We start from the raw sequence: 16,544 nt of genomic DNA on the forward strand, positions 1-16,544 counted from the left end.
TCTTTCATACCTCGATACCGGCCTGGCGCATGGCCGCCAGGACGCGTGCCTGACCGGCTTCCGCCAGCGGCGTCAATGGCAGCCGAATGCCTTCGGGCATCAGGCCCATGCGGCTGACCGCCCACTTGATGGGAATCGGGTTGGCTTCGCAGAACAGGTCGCGATGCAGGCCGAGCAGGCGGAAATGGATGTCCTTGGCACGCGCGACATCGCCGGCGGCAGCGGCGACGCACATCTCATGCATCAGGCGCGGGGCGACGTTGGCGGTGACCGAGATGTTGCCGTGGAAGCCGAGCATGATCGACAGCACGCAGCTCAGGTCGTCGCCGCTGTACAGGGCGAAGTCCTTCGGCGCACGCTGGATCAGGTCACAGGCACGATCCAGATTGCCGGTCGCATCCTTGACGCCGACGATGCCGGGCACCTCGGCGAGGCGCAGGATGGTGTCGTTGCTCATGTCGGCGACGGTGCGACCGGGCACGTTGTAGAGCAGGACCGGCAGGTCGACGGCTTCGGCAATCGACTTGAAGTGGCGGTAGAGGCCTTCCTGCGTCGGCTTGTTGTAATACGGCACGACCGACAGCGCCATGTCGGCGCCCGCCTTCTTGGCGAAACGCGTCAGTTCGATGGCTTCCGCCGTCGAATTGGCGCCGGTACCGGCGATCACCGGAATGCGGCCGGCGGCGTGCTCGACCGTCACGCGGATCAGTTCGCAGTGCTCATCGACGTCGACGGTCGGGGATTCGCCGGTGGTACCGACAATGACGATGCCGTCGCTACCTTCCTGGACGTGGAAGTCGACCAGGTTGCGCAGGGCGTTGAAATCGAGGCTGCCATCCTCGTGCATGGGCGTGACGATGGCGACAATGGATCCGGTAATCATGGCCTGTTTACAAAGAAGTGATCCGGTGATTGTAACTGAAGGCTTCCGGCGGGGGAAAGGCGCGCGGTAAGCAATTGTTATCCGCCTGGCAACCAGCGCAGCCGGGCCCGGCTCAAGCGCATCCGCCCGGCCGGCAGTTGTAGTTCGGGATGACGGTCGGGTGCGGCGTCGAGCAACTGGCGGACGAACTCGTCGAGACGGCCGGCCACCGGCGGCTGCCAGCCCAGTTGCTGCAGACGCCAGCGCAGCAGGTTCCTGATCCGCGCCGGCGCCAGTTGGCGCAGCGGCGACAGTTGCGCCGCCTCGCCGTCGGCGACGCGCTGCCAGTCGATTTCAGCCAGCGCGTCGAGCAATTCGGCGGCCTCGGCGAAATGCCCGGCGGCCCGGGCAAGCGCCGCCTCGGCGCCGGGAAAGCGGACGTTCAGCTCGGGCAGGATGCGGTGGCGCAGGAAGTTGCGCGACAACTGCGTGTCGTCGTTGCTTTCGTCGTCGATCCAGGCAAGCCCGCGGGCCTGCGCATGGGCATCGATTTCGGCGCGTGCCGTGCCGAGCAGCGGACGCAGCAGGCGCAGGCCGTGGCTGTCGCGCTCGCTGCGCATGCCGGCAGCGCCGGCGACACCGCTACCGCGCAACAGGTTGAAAAGCACGGTCTCGGCCTGATCGCCGCGATGCTGGGCGAGCAGCAGCGCACCACCGGGCCCGGCGCAATCGGCAAAGGCTGCGTAGCGGGCGGCGCGGGCGGCGGCCTCCAGCCCCTGGCCGGCACCGCGGTCGACGACCACCGGAACGACAGTCAGCGGCACGCCAAGCCGCTCGCAGGTGACGCGGCAGAAATCGGCCCAGGCGTCGGCCCGTGGCGACAGCCCATGATTGACGTGGATCGCCGCGAGCCGGCCGGCCAGCGGCAGGCGGCTCAGCAGATCGAGCAGGACGATGGAATCGCGCCCGCCGGAGAGGCCGAGATGGACGGTCGCGCCGGGAGCGATGCGGGCGGCGGCAAAATCGCCGACCCGCCGCAGCAGATCAGTCGGCAGGCTGTTCCTTGAACCGGCCATAGCTCATCAGGCGCTCGTAGCGTTGCGCCAGCAAGGCTTCGACCGGCAGCGCGGTGAGCTGCTTGAGCGCATCCTGCAAGGCCTTCTTCAGGTTGGCCGCCATCGCGACATGGTCGCGGTGGGCACCGCCGAGCGGTTCGTTGACGATGCGATCGATCAGGCCCAGCGTTTTCAGGCGCTGCGCGGTGATGCCCATGGTTTCGGCGGCTTCCGGCGCCTTGTCGGCGCTCTTCCAGAGGATGGAGGCGCAGCCTTCCGGCGAGATCACCGAGTAGGTCGAATATTGCAGCATCTGCACGGTGTCGCCGACGGCAATCGCCAGCGCGCCGCCGGAACCGCCCTCGCCGATGATGGTGACGATCACCGGCACCTTCAGTTCCGCCATCACGTACAGGTTGCGGCCGATCGCCTCGGACTGGCCGCGCTCCTCGGCACCGATGCCGGGGTAGGCGCCGGGCGTGTCGACGAAGGTCATCACCGGCAGGCCGAACTTCTCGGCCAGTTTCATCAGGCGCAGCGCCTTGCGATAGCCTTCCGGGCGCGGCATGCCGAAGTTGCGGTAGATCTTTTCCTTGGTGTCGCGGCCCTTCTGGTGGCCGATCACCATCACCGGCTGACCGTTGAAGCGGGCCAGGCCGCCGACGATCGCGTGGTCGTCGGCAAAGGCACGGTCGCCGTGGAGCTCTTCGAAATCGGTGAAGATGTGCTGCAGGTAATCGAGCGTATACGGGCGTTGCGGATGGCGGGCAACCTGCGAGATCTGCCAAGGCGTCAGCTTGGCATAGACATCCTTGGTCAACTGGGCGCTCTTCTTTTCCAGACGACCGATTTCTTCCGAAATATCGACCGCGGAATCATCCTGGACGAAACGCAATTGTTCGATCTTGGCTTCGAGCTCGGCAATCGACTGCTCGAAATCGAGGAAACTGATTTTCATGGACTACTCGATTCTGAAGTTGGCGCGCATTTTACCCCAAAGGTCAGAAGGGCAATGCGTCAGTACTCGACCGGCACCGGATCGAGGCTGCGCCACAGGTACCAGGTCGCCACCGAACGCCAGGGACGCCAGCGTTCGCCGACGCTCGCCAGTTCGCGCCGGGTAGGCCGGGCGCCGCCGAAGTAATGCAGGGCGATCGCCCGTTGCAGGCCGATGTCGTCGAGCGGGAAGACATCCGGCCGCATCAGGTTGAAGATCAGGAACATTTCCGCCGTCCACCGGCCGATGCCGCGCACCCGGCACAGTTCGACGATCAGCGTCTCGTCGTCGAGCCGATGCCAATCGGCGGGGTCGAGGCGGCCGTCGAGGAAATGCGCGGCGAGGTCGGCCAGGTATTCGATCTTGCGCTGCGACAAGCCGCAGCCGGCCAGCCCCTCGCGCCCCAGGGCCGCCACCGCCGCTGGCGACAGCGTGCCGACGCGCTCGACGAAGCGCCCCCAGACCGCGTCGGCGGCCTTCACGGAAATCTGCTGACCGACCACCGAGCGCGCCAGGGTCGCGAACGGGTCCCCGCGCGAGGCCAACGCGGCCCCGGCGTGCGTTTCGATCAGGGCGGCCAGCGGCGCATCGAGCGCAGCCAGCGCACGGGTCGCCTCGGCCCAGTAATCGGGAATCATGGCCGGCATCTTCCCACAAGGCCGCCCCCGGCCCAAATCGAAAAATCAGCGTGCCGCTTCATCTTGTTGCAGGTAAAGATTTGCTAACATCGGCAAAAGACCACCAAGAAGCACACCATGCCACTGCCCGGCTACGATTTCATCCACCCCCTGCTCGACCACGGCGACCGTCACGCCGCCTATTTCGTCGACAGCAACGCCCCGACGGCCTGCCCGACCGGCCAAAGCATCCCGACTCACCCGCTGTTCGACGGTTTCGACCACCGTCAGCCCTGGTTCCTCGCCGCCACGCCGCTTGCCGCCGGCGGCGCCGAGCGCATCGTCCCCTGCTTCCGCGCCTGCCGCGAAGACGCCGGCGAACTGGAAGCCGCCTTGCGCCAGATGAAGCGCAAGCTGGCCCTGATCGCCGCCCCGGAACACAAGCTGCCGGCCAGCGGCGCCTGGGATTACCTGTTGCTGCCGATCAGCCAGGCGCGTGTTCAGCCGCCGTACACGCTGCTCGGCCTGGCGACGCGCACGGTGATCGTCGCCACCGAAGTGCAGACGCACAGCGACCGCGATTGGGCACTGGCCAACGCCTGCACTTTCAGCACCGGCGAATACCTGCTGACGCGCAACAGCAACGGGCGCAAGGCCGACACAACGCGCCAGAAGATGCTCAAGCTGCTCGCCCTGATCGCCCAGGATGCCGACACCGCCGAGCTCGACGAAGTCTTTCGCCAGGAGAGCAAGCTTTCCTACAGCCTGCTTCGCTTGGTCAATTCGGCAGCGATGGCGCCGCGTACGCCGATCACCTGTTTTGCCCAGGCGATCAACATGCTCGGCCGCCGCCAGCTCCAGCGCTGGCTGCAATTGCTGGTCTATGCCGACCCGGACAACGACCAGCACCCCAATCCCCTGCTCTACAAGGCGGCGGTGCGCGGCCGCGTCATGGAAACCCTGATGCAGCCCCTCGCCGCGCAGACGGCGGCCAGCGCGATCGGCGACGGCGCCTTCATGATCGGCAGCTTTTCGCTGCTCGACGTCCTGCTCAACATGTCGATGCCGGAAATCCTGCAGCAGTTGCCGCTGGCCCCGGCGATCAACGACGCCCTGGCCCACCACGCCGGCCCGGCCGGCAAGCTGCTGCGGGCGCTGGATGCCGCCGACCGGCGCAACCACGAGATCGCCGCCGGCCTGCTCGACGAACTGGCGATTTCCCCGGAAGCCTTCCGCGACGCCCAGATGCAGGCCCTGCAGTGGGCAGGGCGCATCCACGTCGCCGCCTGATCAGCCGAAACGGCCGCTGAGGAAGGGGTTGTAGCGACGCTCCTCGCCCAGCATCGACATCGGTCCGTGCCCGGGGATGAAGGCAACGTCGTCGCCGAGCGGGAACAGCTTGTCCTTGATCGAAGCGATCAAGGTCGCGTGGTCGCCGCGCGGAAAATCGGTGCGTCCGATCGAGCCCTGGAACAGCACGTCGCCGACCTGCGCCAGCCGGCTCGGCGCGTGGAAGAAGACGACATGCCCGGGGGTGTGACCGGGACAGTGCAACACGTCGAGTTCGACCTCGCCGAAACGCACCTTGTCGCCATCGACCAGCCAGCGGTCCGGCGTGAAGGGCGCCGTGTCCGGGAAGCCGAACATCCGGCTCTGCTGCCCCATGGCGTCGATCCAGAAGGCGTCCTCGGCGTGCGGCCCCTCGACCGGCACGCCGGTTCGCGCGACCAGCGCGGCAACGCCACCGGCGTGGTCGATGTGGCCGTGCGTCACCAGCACCTTGGCCAGCGTCAGTTGCTCCGCCGCCAGCGCGGCGAGAATGCGATCGACATCGCCGCCGGGATCGATGACCGCCGCCTGACGGGTCTGCTGGCACCAGAACAGCGTGCAGTTCTGCTCGAAGGGCGTGACGGGAACGATCTGGTAGCGCATGGCGGGAAGGGAGAATGAATGAAGGCGGCGATTATCGCATGGCAGCAGGCTTGCCCGCCGTCGGCCCGGCCCTTACACTGCCTGGCATCCGGGCCCGCCGCCCGTTCTCCGAGCGAGATGCGCATGATCGACGCCCCCCTGCCCGACCGCGATGCCTGGGTGCTGCTGTTCAGCAACAACAGCCTGCCGGTCCTGCGCGCCACCCGGCGCCGGCTCGACGAAATGCGCAGCGACCTCGACACCCTCGATGCCCGCGAACTGGCCCAGCTGATTCTGCGCGACCCGATCATGACCGTGCGCGTCCTCGCCTACATCCAGCCCTTCCGCGGCCGCTCGCTGCAACACGACATCGCCACCATCGCCGGCGCCGTGATGATGTCCGGCCTGTTTCCCTTCTTCCGCCGCTTCGACGCCCTGCCGACGATCGAGAACACCCTGCACGGCTGCGACCCGCACGCCCTGCTCGGCGTCCTCCACATCATCCGCCGCGCCCAGCGCGCCGCCGACTACGCGCAGGACTGGGCAATCTGGCGCCACGACATGAACCTGGAGGAAGTGCGCATCGCCGCCCTGCTCCACGACCTCGCCGAAATCCTCGTCTGGTGTTTCGCGCCGGCACTCGGCCTGCGCATCCAGGCGCTGCTCCAGGCCAACCCCGGGATGCGCAGCGCCGACGCCCAGCAGCAGGTGCTGGGCCTGACTTTCCAGGAAATCCAGCTCGCCCTGTGCAAGGTCTGGCATCTGCCGGAATTGCTCAGCCTGTTGATCGACGACAGCCAGAGCGACAGTCCGCGCGTCCGCAACGTCTCGCTGGCGGTCCGCCTGGCGCGCCATTCGGCGCAAGGCTGGGACGACCCGGCGCTGCCTGATGACTACCGCGACATCGGCGCCCTGCTCAACCTCAACCCGGAGGCGACTCGCCAGCATCTCGGCGTGCCGGCACGCAGCACCGGCGATCAGCCGCAATAATTGAGGTTGGCCCAGTCGAGCAGCAGCTCGGGCATCTGGTAGGCCATGAAGATCAACGCCAGCAGGATCAGCAGGGCGGCGATACCAGCCCCGGCGAGCACGGATTTCCAGTGCGGCTTCACGCGCCGGTCGGCCGCAGCAGCGGCTTCTCGTTGACCGGCCAGGAGCAGAGCGCGGCCAGCACCGAGAGAACGATGGAAATCGTCCACGCCAGACTGTAGGAGCCGGTCTCGTCGAAAATCCGTCCGCCCAGCCAGGCGCCGAGGAAGCTGCCGAGCTGGTGGCCGAGGAAGACGATGCCGGTCAGCATCGACATGTAGCGCAGGCCGAAAATCTGCGCCACCAGGCCGTTGGTCAGCGGCACCGTGCCCAGCCAGAGGATGCCCATCACCGCCGCGAAGCCCCAGGCGGTGACCGTCGTCAAGGGCAGCAGCATGAAGACCAGGATGGCCACCGCGCGCACCGCGTAGATCACCACCAGCAGGTCCTTCTTGCTGCCGCGTCCGCCGGCCCAGCCGAAGAAGAAGGAGCCGAAGATGTTGAACAGGCCGATCAGCGCCACCGCGGTCATGCCGACATTGGCGCTCAGGCCGCCGTCGACCAGGAAGGACGGCAGGTGGAGCATGATGAAGGCGGTCTGGAAGCCGCACACGAAATAGCCCCAGAACAGGTAGTGGAAGCTCTTCTGCGTTGTGGCCTCGCGCAGAGCCTCGCCGATCGACTGGCCGCCGCCGGCGGCCGGCTTGTGGCCGTCGGCCAAGGCGTAGGCCAAGGGCGCAATCAGCCCGACGCCGCAGGCGAGCAGGACCAGCGCGCTCTGCCAGCCGTAGGCGTTGATCAGCGCCTGGCCGATCGGCAGCACCGCGAACTGGCCGAAGGAGCCGCCGGCACCGGCGATGCCGAGCGCCAGGCTGCGCCGCTCCGGCGTCGTATGGCGGCCGATGACGCCCATGATCACGGCAAAGGTCGTCCCCGACAGGCCGAGGCCGATCAGCACGCCGGCCGACAGGTCGAAACTCAGCGGCGAACTCGCCTGCGCCATCAGCACCAGGCCGAGCACGTAGAGCACCGTCGCGCCGAGCAAGGTGCGCCCGGCGCCATGGCGGTCGGCGATGGCTCCGGCGAACGGCGAGGCCAGCCCCCAGACCAGGTTCTGAATGGCGATGGCGAAGGAAAAGGTCTCGCGGCTCCAGCCGTGATCCATCGTCATCGGCTGCAGGAAGAGGCCGGCGGTGTGGCGCACGCCCATCGACAGGGTGAGGATCAGGCCGCCGATGACCAGGATCAGCAGCGGCGTACGCCAGGAAGTTCGGGGCAGGTTCATGGCGTTTCGATTTCCGCTTTCAGTTCGGGTTCCCGGCGCGCGCTTCGAGCGCTTCCCAGCGTTCGAGCAAGGCCATCAGTTCGTCGTCGATCGTTGCCAGGCGCGCCGATGCGTTCTGCGCCCCCTGCGCGTCGCGCTGGTAGAGGCCGGGGTCTTCGAGCAATGCGGTCAGCTTCGCCTGTTCGGCTTCCAGCGCGGCGATCTTCTCCGGCAGCGCCTCCAGTTCGCGCTGCTCCTTCCAGCTCAGCTTGTCGGCCTTCGTCTTCGCCGCTTCGACCGGTTTCGCCGCCTTGGTCTCGGCTTTCGGCTTGTCGGCCGGCGCCTTGGCCAGGCTCGCCTGGTAGTTCGCCCAGTCGCTGTAGCCGCCGGCGTATTCCTTCCAGACGCCATTGCCTTCGGCGGCAATGGTCTGGGTGACGACGTTGTCGAGGAAGGTACGGTCGTGACTGACCAGGAACAGCGTGCCGTCGTAGTCCTGCAGGAGTTGTTCGAGCAGTTCGAGGGTATCGATGTCGAGGTCGTTGGTCGGCTCGTCGAGGACCAGCACGTTGGCCGGCTTGGCGAACAGGCGGGCGAGCAGCAGACGGTTGCGTTCGCCGCCGGAAAGCGAGCTGACCGGCGAGCGGGCGCGCTCGGGCGCGAACAGGAAGTCTTCCAGGTAGCCGATGACGTGTTTGCGGGCGCCGGCGATCTCGACCCAGTCGGAACCCGGCGAGATGACGTCGGCCAGCGTCGAATCCGGATTGAGCTGGGTGCGGAACTGGTCGAAGTAGGCGATTTCCAGCTTCGTCCCCTGCCGTACCGTCCCCGCGTCCGGCGCCAGTTCGCCGAGGATGAGGCGCAGCAGCGTCGTCTTGCCGGCGCCGTTGGGGCCGATCAGGCCGATCTTGTCGCCGCGCTGGATGCGCGTCGAGAAATCGCCGACGATGGCCCGCGCCCCCCAGGACTTGCTGACATGCTCCAGCTCGGCAACCAGCTTGCCGCTCCGATCGCCGCTTTCCAGTTGCAGGTTGACGCGGCCCATGCGCTCGCGCCGCGCCTGGCGTTCGGCGCGCAGGCGGTCGAGGCGCTGGACGCGGAACACCGCGCGCGTGCGCCGCGCTTCGACGCCCTTGCGGATCCACACTTCCTCTTCCTTGAGCAGCTTGTCGGCGCGCGCGTTGGCCAGCGCTTCCTCGTGCAGCATCGCCTCCTTGCGCTGCTGGTACTGCGTGAAATTGCCGGGAAAACTGGCCAGCAGGCCACGGTCGAGCTCGACGATGCGGGTGCTGACGCGGTCGAGGAAGGAGCGGTCGTGGGTGATGAAAAGAAGCGTCACGCCGGATTCGATCAACAGCGTTTCCAGCCATTCAATGGCGGCGATGTCGAGGTGGTTGGTCGGCTCGTCGAGCAGCAGCACCTCCGGCGCCACAGCCAGCGCCTGGGCCAGCGCCAGGCGCTTCTTCTGGCCGCCGGAGAGGCTGCCGACGCTGGCTTCGGGGTCGAGCCCGAAGCGGGCGATGACCTTCTCCGCCTGCGCCTCGTAGGCCCAGGCGCCGCGCGCTTCCAGTTCCTGTTGCAGTTGCGCCATGCGCGCCAGCAGCGCTTCGTGATCGCCGCCTTCGCCCAGGCGGTGCGACACCGCGTGGTACTCGGCGAGCAGCGCCGAGGTTTCGCCCATGCCGGAAATCACCGCCTCGAACACCGAATGCGCCGGGTCGAAAGGCGGTTCCTGCGGCACGTAGCCGACGCGGATGCCGGGCTGCACCCAGACCTCGCCGTCATCGAGCCGGCCCTTGCCGGAGCCGGCGGCGAGCGCGGCGAGCAGCGACGACTTGCCGGTGCCGTTGCGGCCGATCAGGGCCACCCGCTCGCCCGGATCGAGCTGGAATTCGGCGTGATCGAGCAGCGGCACGTGACCGTAGGCGAGGCAGGCATCGGCAAGTTTCAGGTAGGGCATGGGCGGCAATGAAAACGGCGCCCCGCGAGGCGCCGATGTAATGGGAATGGCAGGATTCTAATCGTTCAGGTGGTGAAACGGGAAAGTTGTGCCTGCAGCTCGTCGGCCAGGTGTTCCAGTTCCTGCGCCCGCTGCCGGTTGCCCAACGCCCGTTCGTTGGTGCCCTCGGCGGCCTGGGCGATGCGCTCGACGAGACGGGCAATTTCCTGGCTGGCGGCGCTCTGCTCGCGGGTGCCTTCGGCGATGTGCATGACCACGCCGACCGTCTCCTGGACCCGCGCGTCGATGCTGTTGAGCGCTTCGCCGGCTTCGCGCGCCAGACCGACGCTGCTGCTCATGTTGCCGCTGACCGCCTGCATGCGTTCGACGGCGTTGGCCGTCTCCTTCAGGATCGCCGTCACCGTCGTCGAGATTTCCTGCGTCAACATCGCGGTGCGTTCGGCCAGCTTGCGCACCTCGTCGGCGACGACGGCGAAGCCGCGCCCCTGCTCGCCGGCCCGCGCCGCTTCGATCGCCGCGTTGAGGGCGAGCAGGTTGGTCTGCTCGGCGATCTCGCGGATGACGCCGACGACGCTGGAAATCTGCTTCGAGCGCTCGCCCAGCGATTCGATCAGTACCGCCGACTCGCCGATGTCGCCGGCCACCCGCTCCAGTTCCTGCATGGTCCGGGTGACGACCTGGCGGCCGTTGGCGGTGACCGCCTTCGAATCCTCGGAAATCTGCGCCGCATGGTTGGCATTGTCGGCGACCTGCGAAATGCTGACCGACAACTGCTCGACCGAGGCGGCGATGCCGGACGCCGACTGCGACGCCTGGCCGGCGCTTTCCAGCGCGCTCTGGGCAGCGGACTGCAAGGCGTGCGCGGCATCGCCGACCCGCCCCGAGGTCTGCGCCGCGCCGCTGACCAGCCGCCGCATGCTCGCCGCCATCTCGTTGAAGGCGCTGGCGATCACGTGCACCTCGTTGCGGCTGGCCGGATCGGCGTCGCGCACGGTGACCCGGAGATCGCCCGAGCTGATCCGGGAAACCTCGCCGACCAGTTGCGACAAACCGCGCAGCCGGGAATTAACCAGCCAGAAAGTGATCACCGCGAGCACCAGGGCGGCGACGATGCTGATCAGGATGACCAGGTTGCGCAAGGCGTGGCTTTCCTCGAGATACTCGTCGAGCCAGCTACCGGTGGCGACCGTCCATCCCCAGGACTCCGAGGTGGCAGCGACGACGATCTTCTCGCGCTCGCCACCGTTGCCGTCCGGCATCAGGTAGCGATAGGCGCCGTTCTTGCGGGCGAGGATCTCGGTGACGGCGTTTTTCGCCGTTGCCGGCACATCGACTTCGGAGAGCAGCTTTTCCTGGAATTTCGGATGCAGCACGAACTCGCCGTCGCCCTTGTCGCCGACCGGCCGCACGATATAGACGTAACCGGTGGTGCCGGCGACGATGCTGCCGAACTGGGCACGGATGCGCTTCAGCTCCTCCTCCAGGGCAACCCGCACGGAAACGGCGCCCCAGGCCTTGCCGCTGGCGTCGCGCAACTGGCGCACGGTGCTGAAGTAGTACTTGCCGCCGCGTACCGCCAGCCCCTGGTAATCCTTGCCGGCGAGCAGCGACAGCGTCACCGGATCGTCGGCCTTGACCGGCACGCCGTGCATCGGCTTGCCGTCCTTGTCGCGCAACAGCGTGGCCAAGCGGTAAACCTTGCCATCGCGCAGGAAAAGCAGCGCCGCCTCGTCGCCGGTCAGCGCCTGGAAAGCCTTGAGAATGCGATCGTTGCCGTTGAGCACCTCGTTGCCGAGGCGGACCACCGGCAGATCGACGTCGCCGGTACGGACCAGTTCGCTACCGGGTTGCAGCGTGCCGTTGAGGTTGCGCAGGAAGAAATCCGACTGCCGATTACCCCGGTCGCGCACCGCCTCGAACAGCGAATCGAGTGTCCCCGCCATCAGTTTTGCTTCGTGCGCCAGGTTGTTCTCGGCGACGCTCAACGCGGCGCCGTCGGAACGCCACTGGACGATCACGGTCATTAACGTAAACACCAGCAGCAGCGCGCCGACCAGCGCGATGATCAGTTGCTGGGCGATTGGTTGACAGGAAAAAGCCCCCCTCATTTTCGTCTCCATTTTTTGTGATTTGTCGTCCGGTCAATCTATCACAAGGGTCGGCCAGCCGGTACAATTCGCCCCTGCCCGCCAAACCGGCATGCCTCCATAGTTAAATGGATATAACACGCCCCTCCTAAGGGCGAATTGGTGGTTCGATTCCACCTGGGGGCGCCACCCCGCCTGCGAACCCGATGAAAACCCGCCCAACACCGCCCCGCCACGCCATCGACATCAGCGAGGAGGATGGGGTTCGCTGTCTGCATTTCGGTTCCGACTGGATCCAGGGCGCCATGCGCGTCGCCCGGCCATGGTCGCTGCTGCTCGAATACACCCGCGACATGATGGCCGGGCTGCTCCTGCGCGAGGCCCCGCGCTGGCCGCGCAATGTCCTGCTGATCGGCCTCGGCGCCGGTTCGCTGGCGAAGTTCCTGTACCGCAATTTCCCCGATTGCCGGATCACCGTCGTCGAGATCAACCCGCAGGTCGAGTTCGTCGCCCGCCAGTACTTCCGCCTGCCCGACGACCCGCGCCGCCTGCATGTCGAGATCGCCTGCGGCGCCGACTACCTGGAAAGCACGAAACGCCGCTTCGACCTCATCCTCTCCGACGGCTTCGGCGCCGACGGCCGCCCCGGCATGCTCGACACCCCGGGTTTCTACCAGGCCTGCCGCAGCCACCTCAACGACGACGGCCTGTTCTGCGTCAACCTGCTGCGCGAGAAGGGTTTCGCGCGCAGCGTCGAGCGCATCGCCGAGGCGTTTTCCGGGCAGATCCTGCAGTTGCCGGAATGCACCAGCGGCAACACCATCGTGTTCGGCCGCGACGCGCAAGCGGTGCAGGTTTCCTTCGTCGACCTGGAAAAGCGCGCCCAGGCGCTGCGCCAACAGACCCGGCTCGACCTGCGCCCGCTGCTGCGGCGCCTGCGTCAGGCGGCAACGGACGAGAGCGCAACGCTGGCCTTCTGAGCACCTTTGCCCGGCCGCAATAAGCTGCTATAACTAAAGCAGTAGTCCTCCACCGACAACGATGACAAGGCGGACAGACAGAAACCAACGGCGCTCGCCGCTTCTGCCAGGAGGAGATCCCATGTTGTCCATGCAAGACGTTCTCGATTATTGCGACCTTGATCGCGGCGAAATCGAAGCCATCGCCGAACACGAGCATCTGCCGCTGGCAATAGCCGCGGAACTGAGCGAAGTACTGCTCTGTACGCCGGAAGGCGTCTGCCAGTTGCACGCGATGATCCTCGAAAACATGCAACAGGCGCTCGCCGCTGGCGAGAACCAGCGAGTGATCGAGCTGATGGAAACCTACGAACACCTCAAGCGGACGCACCCGCTACCGTCGATGCATTGAGCGCCGCGGCGGCCATCGCCTGAACGACGCTCTCCTCCTCGCCGATCGCCCGCCCCAGCGAAAACTCGATCGCCGGCCAGGCGGCGCGCAGATGGGCGACGATTTCCGGGACTTCGCGTTTCAGGTGCCCGCCCTGGGCGATGAACATCGGCAGGATCAGGATGCGCCGCGCGCCGCGCCCGGCCAGTTCGGCGACGCAGGCCGGCAGGTCGGGGGCCATGAATTCGAGGAAGGCGAGTTCGACCGCCAGTTGCGGCGCATTGGCCAGGATGGCGGCGCGCACCCGGCGCATCGGCGAAGCCCATTCGGGATCGCGGGCACCGTGGGCGAAGAGGATGATGGCTTGGGACATGGGCTTTCCAGAGGCGGGCTGAGGGTCATCTTACCCGTCACAGACCGCCAGCGCCGCCCGAGGTTCAGGTGCGCAGCAGGAAAATGCCCAAGACCACGCCAGCGCCGGCCAGCAGGCCAGGGCGCAGCCGCCCTTCCTTGAACCACAGGCTGCCGATCAGCACTGCGAAAACCACCGAGCTTTCGCGCAGCGCGGCGACCATCGCCACCGGCGCCTGCGTCATCGCCCACAGGATGGTCGCGTAGGCGCTGGTCGAACAGGCGGCGCCGAGCAGGCCGAGCCGCCAGTGACTGCGGCAGTAGGCGAGCAACTGCGAACCACGCAGCCGGTACTGCCAGAGCAGGATGAGCAGCGGCTCGCCGACGAAGAGCATGCACGCGTAGGCCAGCGGGTTGCCGGACTGACGCGCGCCGATGCCATCGACCACGGTGTAGGCGGCAATCGCCAGCGCGTTGAGCGCGGCGGCGCGGCTGGCCGGATGGGCGAGCGCCCGGCCCGGCGTCAGCCCGCCGGCAAAACCGATGCCGAGGACACCGCCGCAGATCGCCGCAATCCCCAGCCAGCCGGCGCTGCCCAGCGGCTCGCCGAGCAGCGGCGCCGAGACCAGCGCCACCAGCAGCGGCGGCAGGCCGCGCATCAGCGTGTAGCTGACCGCCAGTTGGCCGCCGTCGTAGGCGCGCATCAGCCAGGCGATGTACAACGTGTGGAGCAGCGCCGAGGCGCCGACGTAAGGCCAGCTGGCCGGCGCCGGCAGGCCCAGGAAGAACAGCGCGAAAATCGCCAGGAAGCCGCTGCTGGCATGCAGCAGCACGGTGTACAGGCCTTTGTCGCCGGCGCCGCGGATCAGCGCGTTCCAGCCGGCATGGAGCAGCGCCGCGGCCAGCACGGCGAGCAGAACATTGAGCGGCAAACCGGCCTCAGCCACCGCTTTCCGCCCGCACCGTGGCGACCACGCAAGCCAGCGCCCAGTCAAGGTCGGCGGCGGCGACGTTGAGCGGCGGCGCCAGCACCAGCACCTTGCCCTGGCCAACCTTGAACGACAGGCCTTGGCTCAGGCAGCGGTAGAGCACCGCTTCGGCGAGGTCGGCGTCGTTCAACTCGATGCCGAGCAAGAGGCCGGCGCCGCGCACTTCGACCACCGCCGGCAGGTCGGCGGTCGCCGCGCGCAATTGCGCCAGCGCCGCGGCGCCCAGCGTGCGGCTGCGTTCGAGCAGGTTTTCCTCGGCGATCACGTCGAGCGTCGCCAGCCCGGCGGCGCAGGCGAGCGGATTCTTCTCGTGCGTGTAGTGGCCGAGCGAGATGTCCTGGCCGACGTTCAACCCATCGCGGGCGATCAGCGCCGCCAGCGGCAGGGCGCCGCCGCCCAGGCCCTTGCCGATGACGATCATGTCCGGCTCGATGCCGTAGCGTTCGACGGCGTACAGATGGCCGGTGCGGCCGAGGGCGATGGGAATCTCGTCGAGGATCAACAGCGCGCCGTGGCGGTCGCAGATGCGGCGCAGGCGCTGGTAGTAATCGGCGGGCGGCACCTGGACGTCGGTGCAGCGCACGGTTTCGACGACGACGGCGGCAACGTCGCCTTCCTTGGCCAGACAGTAGTCGATGTAATCGACGCAGCGCAGCGCGCACCGGCCACCGCAACCGAACACGCAGTTGCCCGGGTCGTGCGGCGGCACGTGCTCGGCGCCGGGCAGCAGCGGGCCGATGCCGCGGCGGAAGACGGCTTCGCCGCCGAGCGAGATGGCATCGAGCGAGGCGCCGTGGAAGGCGTCCCACATCGACAGCGTCTTGAACCGCCCGGTGGCCAGCCGCGCCAGCTTGAGCGCCATGCCGATGGCGGCCGTGCCGCCCGGCGCAAACAGCAGCCGCGCCCCCGGCATCGGCGCCGCTTCACAGAGGCGGCGGGCCAGTTCGACGGCCGGCCGGTTGGCGTAGCGACGCGGCGAAAAGGGCAAGGTCGCCAGCGTTTCCTGGATCGCCGCGACCACCTTCGGGTGGCCGTAGCCGACCTGGTGCAGGCTGTTGCCGTGGAAATCGAGGATGCGCCGGCCGCCGAGGTCGGTCAGCCAACTGCCCTGGGCGCCGGCCAGCGCGTTGAGGCAGGGCGTGGACATCGACTGGTGGAGGAACCAGCGCGCGTCCTCGGCCAGCAACTCGCGCGTCGCCGCATCGAGATGCTCCTCCTGCCAGGCGGCGCGGCGGGCGCCGAGGTTGACGTCGCCTTCGCTGCGGTCGACTTCAGGCGGCATCGGAAACGCCCCCCAGTTCGCCGTCGCGCAGCATGCGCGCCCGCCCGCCGCGGGCGTGCGCGTGCAGCGCCTCGGCGGCGCCGGCGGCGTCACCGGCGGCGATGCGGTTGACGATCGCACTGTGCTCGTCGGCGAAATGCGGAATCGCCCGCGGCGCCAGCAGGTTGCGCCGGCGGAACAGCGCCAGTTGCTTGACCAGCCGGCGATAGACGTCGACCAGCGCGGCGTTGCCGGTCATGTTGACGATGCGGTCGTGAAAGGCGAGGTTGAGCGTGTGGAAGGCATCGACGTCGTTGGCGCCGGCCGCCCGCTGCATGCCGGCGGCGAACTCGCGCAGCACCGCCAGTTGCTCGGGCGTCACGCGCTCGGCGAGCAGGCGCCCGGCGGTGGCGTCGAGGCCGGCGCGCACCTCGTAGATGTCGGCGGCCTCGGCCAGCTCGATCTCGCGGACGAAAGCGCCGCGGTTCTTCTCCTGGCGGATCAGGCCGCTTTCTTCGAGGGTGCGGAAGGCTTCGCGCAGCGGCCCGCGCGACACGCCGAGGCGTTCGGCCAGCGCCATTTCGTTGAGCTTGCTGCCGGGCGGCAGTTCGCCGGCGAGGATCATTTTCTCCAGCGCCTCTCCGACCAGGCGGGTCAGAGAAGTGCGCTGGACCAGCGCGAGCACGCTGTCGACAGGGGAGGGGGCGGTTTCGGACATGGCCGTCGGGCGGTAATCGAAAGTGGCATTGTAATTCATCGTTGCTTTGTAGATTGTCAACAATCTGCAATAAACCGTCACTAAGATGAAAGC

Annotated in this window: 17 protein-coding genes and 1 tRNA gene; 5 read left to right on the top strand and 13 right to left on the bottom strand. The window is 67.6% G+C overall.

Going from position 1 to position 16,544, the window contains the following annotated elements:
* Positions 1-4: 4 nt before the first annotated feature.
* The 4 genes from dapA to AC0KWY_RS09475 form a co-directional block, all read right to left on the bottom strand.
* Complete coding sequence (gene dapA / locus AC0KWY_RS09460; protein ID WP_474029396.1) at positions 5-883, bottom strand: 4-hydroxy-tetrahydrodipicolinate synthase; 879 nt, start codon at positions 881-883, stop codon at positions 5-7.
* Positions 884-960: 77 nt separating this feature from the next.
* Entirely contained in the window at positions 961-1,938 is a 978-nt protein-coding gene (tilS, locus tag AC0KWY_RS09465; RefSeq protein WP_474029397.1) for a tRNA lysidine(34) synthetase TilS, read from the bottom strand.
* A complete protein-coding gene (locus AC0KWY_RS09470) occupies positions 1,907-2,875 on the bottom strand; it encodes an acetyl-CoA carboxylase carboxyltransferase subunit alpha (RefSeq protein ID WP_474029398.1) in 969 nt (322 codons plus the stop codon). The genes tilS and AC0KWY_RS09470 overlap by 32 nt, the downstream gene beginning before the upstream one ends.
* Positions 2,876-2,934: 59 nt before the next feature.
* Positions 2,935-3,552 (bottom strand): DNA-3-methyladenine glycosylase family protein, encoded by a 618-nt coding sequence (locus AC0KWY_RS09475; protein WP_474029399.1) that lies wholly within the window; start codon positions 3,550-3,552, stop codon positions 2,935-2,937.
* Positions 3,553-3,669: 117 nt separating this feature from the next.
* On the opposite strand from AC0KWY_RS09475, the gene AC0KWY_RS09480 reads away from it, so the two are divergent.
* Positions 3,670-4,821: an EAL and HDOD domain-containing protein gene (locus tag AC0KWY_RS09480; protein ID WP_474029400.1), complete on the top strand. Its 1,152-nt coding sequence runs from the start codon at positions 3,670-3,672 to the stop codon at positions 4,819-4,821.
* Here AC0KWY_RS09480 and AC0KWY_RS09485 read toward each other — a convergent pair whose 3' ends face one another.
* Positions 4,822-5,463, bottom strand: coding sequence for an MBL fold metallo-hydrolase (locus AC0KWY_RS09485; RefSeq protein ID WP_474029401.1), 642 nt, complete (start codon positions 5,461-5,463; stop codon positions 4,822-4,824).
* 123 nt (positions 5,464-5,586) lie between these two features.
* On the opposite strand from AC0KWY_RS09485, the gene AC0KWY_RS09490 reads away from it, so the two are divergent.
* A complete protein-coding gene (locus tag AC0KWY_RS09490) occupies positions 5,587-6,432 on the top strand; it encodes an HDOD domain-containing protein (RefSeq protein ID WP_474029402.1) in 846 nt (281 codons plus the stop codon).
* On the opposite strand, the gene AC0KWY_RS09495 is transcribed toward AC0KWY_RS09490, so the two are convergent.
* The 4 genes from AC0KWY_RS09495 to AC0KWY_RS09510 all read right to left on the bottom strand — a co-directional run bounded on the left by AC0KWY_RS09495 (position 6,420) and on the right by AC0KWY_RS09510 (position 11,803).
* Positions 6,420-6,554 carry a hypothetical protein gene (locus AC0KWY_RS09495; protein WP_416694471.1) on the bottom strand — a complete coding sequence of 45 codons (135 nt, stop codon included), beginning with the start codon at positions 6,552-6,554 and terminating at the stop codon, positions 6,420-6,422. The genes AC0KWY_RS09490 and AC0KWY_RS09495 overlap by 13 nt on opposite strands.
* Entirely contained in the window at positions 6,551-7,756 is a 1,206-nt protein-coding gene (locus AC0KWY_RS09500; RefSeq protein ID WP_474029404.1) for an MFS transporter, read from the bottom strand. The genes AC0KWY_RS09495 and AC0KWY_RS09500 overlap by 4 nt, the downstream gene beginning before the upstream one ends.
* Positions 7,757-7,775: 19 nt before the next feature.
* Positions 7,776-9,695, bottom strand: a complete 1,920-nt coding sequence (locus tag AC0KWY_RS09505) for an ATP-binding cassette domain-containing protein (protein WP_474029405.1) — start codon at positions 9,693-9,695, stop codon at positions 7,776-7,778.
* Positions 9,696-9,760: 65 nt separating this feature from the next.
* The gene (locus tag AC0KWY_RS09510) at positions 9,761-11,803 is read right to left on the bottom strand and encodes a methyl-accepting chemotaxis protein (protein ID WP_474029406.1); all 2,043 of its coding nucleotides are present in this window, start codon (positions 11,801-11,803) and stop codon (positions 9,761-9,763) included.
* A gap of 93 nt (positions 11,804-11,896) precedes the next feature.
* Here AC0KWY_RS09510 and AC0KWY_RS09515 point away from each other — a divergent pair.
* The 3 genes from AC0KWY_RS09515 (at position 11,897) to AC0KWY_RS09525 (ending at position 13,153) form a co-directional block, all read left to right on the top strand.
* Positions 11,897-11,971 (top strand) — tRNA-Arg (locus AC0KWY_RS09515).
* A gap of 17 nt (positions 11,972-11,988) precedes the next feature.
* The gene (locus AC0KWY_RS09520; protein WP_474029407.1) at positions 11,989-12,762 is read left to right on the top strand and encodes a fused MFS/spermidine synthase; all 774 of its coding nucleotides are present in this window, start codon (positions 11,989-11,991) and stop codon (positions 12,760-12,762) included.
* Between the two features lie 121 nt (positions 12,763-12,883).
* The gene (locus AC0KWY_RS09525; RefSeq protein WP_474029408.1) at positions 12,884-13,153 is read left to right on the top strand and encodes a hypothetical protein; all 270 of its coding nucleotides are present in this window, start codon (positions 12,884-12,886) and stop codon (positions 13,151-13,153) included.
* Here the strand turns inward: AC0KWY_RS09525 and AC0KWY_RS09530 are convergent.
* From AC0KWY_RS09530 to AC0KWY_RS09545, 4 genes are all read right to left on the bottom strand, one after another.
* Positions 13,119-13,505 carry a sirohydrochlorin chelatase gene (locus AC0KWY_RS09530; protein ID WP_474029409.1) on the bottom strand — a complete coding sequence of 129 codons (387 nt, stop codon included), beginning with the start codon at positions 13,503-13,505 and terminating at the stop codon, positions 13,119-13,121. The genes AC0KWY_RS09525 and AC0KWY_RS09530 overlap by 35 nt on opposite strands.
* A 64-nt stretch (positions 13,506-13,569) precedes the next feature.
* Positions 13,570-14,430 carry an EamA family transporter gene (locus AC0KWY_RS09535; RefSeq protein WP_474029410.1) on the bottom strand — a complete coding sequence of 287 codons (861 nt, stop codon included), beginning with the start codon at positions 14,428-14,430 and terminating at the stop codon, positions 13,570-13,572.
* On the bottom strand, positions 14,423-15,754 hold the full coding sequence (gene pbfA, locus AC0KWY_RS09540; RefSeq protein WP_474029411.1) for a (R)-1-hydroxy-2-aminoethylphosphonate ammonia-lyase: 1,332 nt from the start codon (positions 15,752-15,754) through the stop codon (positions 14,423-14,425). Before pbfA ends, AC0KWY_RS09535 begins: the two co-directional genes overlap by 8 nt.
* Complete coding sequence (locus AC0KWY_RS09545; protein WP_474029412.1) at positions 15,744-16,490, bottom strand: phosphonate utilization associated transcriptional regulator; 747 nt, start codon at positions 16,488-16,490, stop codon at positions 15,744-15,746. The genes pbfA and AC0KWY_RS09545 overlap by 11 nt, the downstream gene beginning before the upstream one ends.
* Positions 16,491-16,544: the final 54 nt, after the last annotated feature.

This window comes from Azonexus sp. MM2026_4 (assembly GCF_055901855.1).